Source organism: Candidatus Woesearchaeota archaeon (assembly GCA_027858315.1).
GTDB lineage: Archaea > Nanobdellota > Nanobdellia > Woesearchaeales > UBA583 > UBA583.
Genome location: JAQICV010000084.1, coordinates 1 through 4,316 on the forward strand (window position 1 = coordinate 1; position 4,316 = coordinate 4,316).

The following is a 4,316-nucleotide window of genomic DNA, read 5'->3' on the forward strand; positions in this document are numbered from 1 at the left end:
TATTTATTCTGATGAGTTTGGCTTTAGTTGAAGCTTTTTTGTTCTATCTTAAAGGAAGATTTTAAGTTTTATTTTAGTAAAATATATAAATAAGTTTTTTGAATTTATATTATGTCAGATATTAATAATATTATTACAAGGCTTACTGTTTTGGTTAATCAGGATAAGAGTTCTAGTCCTACATATTCTAAAAGTTTACTTGCAGCTCTTATTCAAGATGATATTAAAAAGGCAAAAGAGATTGGAGCAAGATGGATATCTAGTTTGAAAATTATGAGTAATGATATGAAAATGGGATTTCCTCAGACAAATTCTGCAAAAACTATTTGTTCTTTAGTTGAAGAAATTGATAAATTATAGATTTTAATTAATACTTTTATAAATAATTAATCATTACTTTTATTATGTCAGATACAGAACAAAAGTTTTTTGAAGAATTAATTGAGTTAATGCTTAAAGAAGATAAACTTAATTTTAAAAAATTAAATAATTTAAAAACTTCTTTGTCTAAAAAATATAATTTGAAAAAAATTATCAAAAATACTGAGATTATTTCTAATGCTTCTAATGAGAATAGGGCAAAAATTATATCTTTACTTAATATTAAACCTGTAAGAGAGCTCTCAGGTGTTACAGTTGTTGCTCTTTTTGCGAAACCTCATAATTGTCCTCATGGTAGATGTATTTATTGTCCAGGTGGGATGGGAAGTGAATTTGGAGATACTCCACAATCATATACAGGTTCTGAGCCTGCAGCTCTTCGTGCGATTAGAAACAAGTATGACCCTTATTTGCAAGTTTTTAATAGGTTAGAACATTATGTTATTAATGGACATAATCCTGATAAGATTGAGTTGATTTTTATGGGTGGGACTTTCCCTTCACTTGATAAAGAGTATAGAGATGAGTTTGTAAATTTTACATATAAAGCAATTAATGATTTTGGAGAAGAGTTTTTATTTTATGATGAGAATAATAAGAGACAAATTAATTATGACAAATTTAATGATTTCTTTGAAGTTGAATCTGCAATTGATTCAAAAATTAGAGAGACTAAAATTTTTGAGAGAATTGAGAAGATTAAATTGAGTGGAATTAAAGATTATAATTCTGACACAGTCAAAATCAAAGATTCTTCGGTGTCTTTTTCAAAAATGAAACCTTTTGAAAAAGAGATAACAAAGAATGAGACTGCAATTATTAGGTCTATTGGTTTAACTATTGAGACTAAACCTGATTGGGCTTTAGAAGAGCATTGTAATAATATGCTTGAGTATGGTTGTACTAGATTTGAAGTTGGTGTACAAACTCTTGATGATGATATTTTGAAAAAAGTTAATAGGGGTCATGGAATTGCTGAGACAATTAAAAGTTTTCAAATAATGAAAGATATGTGCTTTAAGATTAATGCACATATGATGATTGGATTGCCTGGAGCTTCAGTAAGATCTGATGAAGAATCACTTCGAGATTTATTTGCAGATTCTAAATTTAGACCAGACATGTTAAAAATTTATCCTTGTCTTGTTGTTCGAGGAACTCCATTATTTAAAATGTTTGAGAGTGGTTTGTATAAGCCAGTTGATACAAAAGAGGCTGCAGTGATTATTGCCAAAGCATTTGCAGATTTTCCAAGATATGTTAGAGTTATGAGAGTTCAAAGGGATATTCCTACGCCTCAAATTATTGGTGGTGTTCAAAATTCGAATTTGCGTCAATATGTTGATGAGGTTATGAGGAAAGAAAACATTGTTTCAAAAGATATTAGAGCAAGGGAAATTGGACTTCGTGAAACTATTGGATACAAGGCTGGTGAGTTCAAAATTAATATTGAAGAATATGAATCTTCAGGTGGAACAGATTATTTTATAGATTCAGTTGATGAGAATGATTCGATGATAGGTTTTATTAGGCTTAGATTTCCTTCTAAATTTGGGTTTAGAGATGAGATAGTTGAAGGTACTGCTCTTATTAGGGAATTACATGTATATGGAACTACAACTGCTGTTGGTGGAGAAGGAGATAATAGCAGTCACTCAGAAAATTCGTTCGGTTTCTTGCCGAAGTCAAGACATCAACATAAAGGATGGGGTAGGAGATTACTTGAAAAGTCTGAAGAAATAGCAAGAGAGAATGGATATAAAAAAATGGCAATTATTTCTGGTGTTGGTGTTAGAGAATATTATAGAAAATTTGGATATGTACTTGAAGGAGTATATATGGTTAAAAATTTATAATTTTTAAGCGACTAAGAATTTGTTGTTATTTTAAATCACAACAATATCTTGAAAATGTTCCAGTTTTTTCATTGTAAAATTTCATATTTTTTGCTATAATTTCTTCTGCATTAACTTCTCTTTGTAGTTTTGATTGATATACTTCAATTAATCCTCCTAGTGTGTATTCAATTCCTGGTATTTGTTGTGTGTTTGACAAGTAATTATTTTCAATGTTTGAAATAATTTTAGAAGTTTTCTCATTACTTTTAGAACAATCTGATAATACTAAAACTCCAGATAAAGTTAATAGTCCTAAACTAATTATTCCAGCTTTAATAATTTTTTCTGCTCCATTAAATAAACTTGAACCCATTTCATCATCAAGTGTTGTTTTTCTTTTCATAGTTTAGGTAATGATTTTCTATTTATAAATTTATTTTTTTGTCACCACCCTTAGAGAGTACTTTGATTATTTTTAATTCTTTCTATTATTTCTTTTACTTTATATATTTCAATTAAGTTAGTGTTACCTTTATTTGCTGGCCTGAATCCTGCAGTTATTACTATTTTATCATTTTCTTTTACTTTATTTTTATCATGAACTATTTTCACTAATTCATTAATCATTATATCTCTTTTTTCATGTTTGATATTTGAGTGGTATGGGAATACTCCTCTTGAAAGTTGTAATTGTCTTACAACTGTCATTTCACGACTCATAGTATATATTGGACATTCAGGTCTAAATCTGGAGACATTTCTTGCAGTAAATCCACTTTCAGTTGGAACTAGGATTGCTTTTGTTTTCAAATCTCTTGCCGCGTGATATGCAGTGTTTGTGATAAATAATGAAATATTTATTTTTTCTTTATCTAAGTCATTTAGATTTTCAATTAATCCTCCTTTTACTTTTAAATCATATTCTTTTGCAATTGTTGTCATCATTTGAACAGCTTTTAATGGATATTTTCCTGATGCTGTCTCACCACTAAGCATTATGGCATCTGTTCCTTGAAGAATTGCTACTGCAACATCTGCAACTTCTGCTCTTGTTGGACGAGGATGTTCTTTCATACTTTCAAGCATTTGAGTTGCTACAATTACAGGTTTTCCTTTTTCACGACATTTTCGGATAATCATTTCTTGAATTTCTGGAACTTTTTCTAGTGGTAATTCTACTCCTAAGTCTCCTCTTGCAACCATAATTGCATCAGAGAGGTTTAATATTTCATCGAAATTTTCTACAGAGGATGCATGTTCAATTTTTGATATAATTTTTATATGTTCTCCTCCTTTTTCTTCAAGTAAGTCTTTGATTTGATGAACTTCGTGAGGTTTTCTTACAAAGGATGCTGCAATGAAATCTACATTGTGTTTAATTCCAAATTTGATGTCTTCAATATCTTTTTCCATTAAGAAAGGTATTTTTACATTATGTCCTCTAATAGATACAGTTTTTTTTGATCCTAAAATTCCACCATTTAAGATTTTCACTTTAATTGCATCTTTTAAATTTTCTATTACTCTACATTCAATTAAACCATCATCAATTAGAATAGTATTTCCTATTTCTAATTTATCGATTTTAGAGTAGTCTGTTGAAATTTGTTCTTTATTTCCAATAATTTGTTCTTTAGTAATAATTAATTTATCATTTTCATTTAGTTCTAGATGGTTGTTTTCAACTTCTCCAGTTCTAATTTCAGGTCCTTTAGTATCTAATAGAATAGCAATTTCATCACTTACACTTCTAATATTTTTTATTGCTTTCTCAAAGTATTCATAGCTTCCATGAGAAAAGTTTAATCTTGCAATATTCATTCCTGCTTTGTATAATTTTTCAATTATTTCTTTTGAATCGCTAGCAGGTCCGATTGTACATACAATTTTAGTAAATTTATCCATATATAGATTTAATGTATTATTCCTTTTAAATATTCTCTGTGGCATTTTTATGCAGTGCGAAGTTTATTGTGTATAAAAGGCTTCATCCGATTGAGTATAAACAACAACTAATTATCTATTTTTATCTAAAAATTTATTTTTTGAATAAAAAATCTAAATTGAAAATTTAGAATAAAAGAAATATTCTTATGC

General features: G+C 28.5%; 4 protein-coding genes. 2 read left to right on the top strand and 2 right to left on the bottom strand.

What is annotated here, in order from left to right:
• Positions 1 to 111: 111 nt before the first annotated feature.
• Both PF569_08135 and PF569_08140 read left to right on the top strand, forming a co-directional pair.
• Complete coding sequence (locus PF569_08135) at positions 112 to 360, top strand: hypothetical protein (GenBank protein ID MDA3856200.1); 249 nt, start codon at positions 112 to 114, stop codon at positions 358 to 360.
• A gap of 44 nt (positions 361 to 404) precedes the next feature.
• On the top strand, positions 405 to 2,237 hold the full coding sequence (locus tag PF569_08140; GenBank protein MDA3856201.1) for a tRNA uridine(34) 5-carboxymethylaminomethyl modification radical SAM/GNAT enzyme Elp3: 1,833 nt from the start codon (positions 405 to 407) through the stop codon (positions 2,235 to 2,237).
• A gap of 25 nt (positions 2,238 to 2,262) precedes the next feature.
• Here the strand turns inward: PF569_08140 and PF569_08145 are convergent, their stop codons facing one another.
• Together PF569_08145 and pyk are read right to left on the bottom strand one after the other, a co-directional pair.
• Positions 2,263 to 2,622, bottom strand: a complete 360-nt coding sequence (locus PF569_08145) for a hypothetical protein (GenBank protein ID MDA3856202.1) — start codon at positions 2,620 to 2,622, stop codon at positions 2,263 to 2,265.
• Positions 2,623 to 2,672: 50 nt separating this feature from the next.
• Positions 2,673 to 4,124 (bottom strand): pyruvate kinase, encoded by a 1,452-nt coding sequence (pyk, locus tag PF569_08150; GenBank protein ID MDA3856203.1) that lies wholly within the window; start codon positions 4,122 to 4,124, stop codon positions 2,673 to 2,675.
• Positions 4,125 to 4,316: the final 192 nt, after the last annotated feature.

Bases quoted from the DNA above. Each gene is read 5' to 3' on its own strand.
- PF569_08135 (MDA3856200.1), top strand. From the start codon at position 112: ATGTCAGATATTAATAATATTATTACAAGGCTTACTGTTTTGGTTAAT.
- PF569_08140 (MDA3856201.1), top strand. From the start codon at position 405: ATGTCAGATACAGAACAAAAGTTTTTTGAAGAATTAATTGAGTTAATG.
- PF569_08145 (MDA3856202.1), bottom strand. From the start codon at position 2,622: ATGAAAAGAAAAACAACACTTGATGATGAAATGGGTTCAAGTTTATTT.
- pyk (MDA3856203.1), bottom strand. From the start codon at position 4,124: ATGGATAAATTTACTAAAATTGTATGTACAATCGGACCTGCTAGCGAT.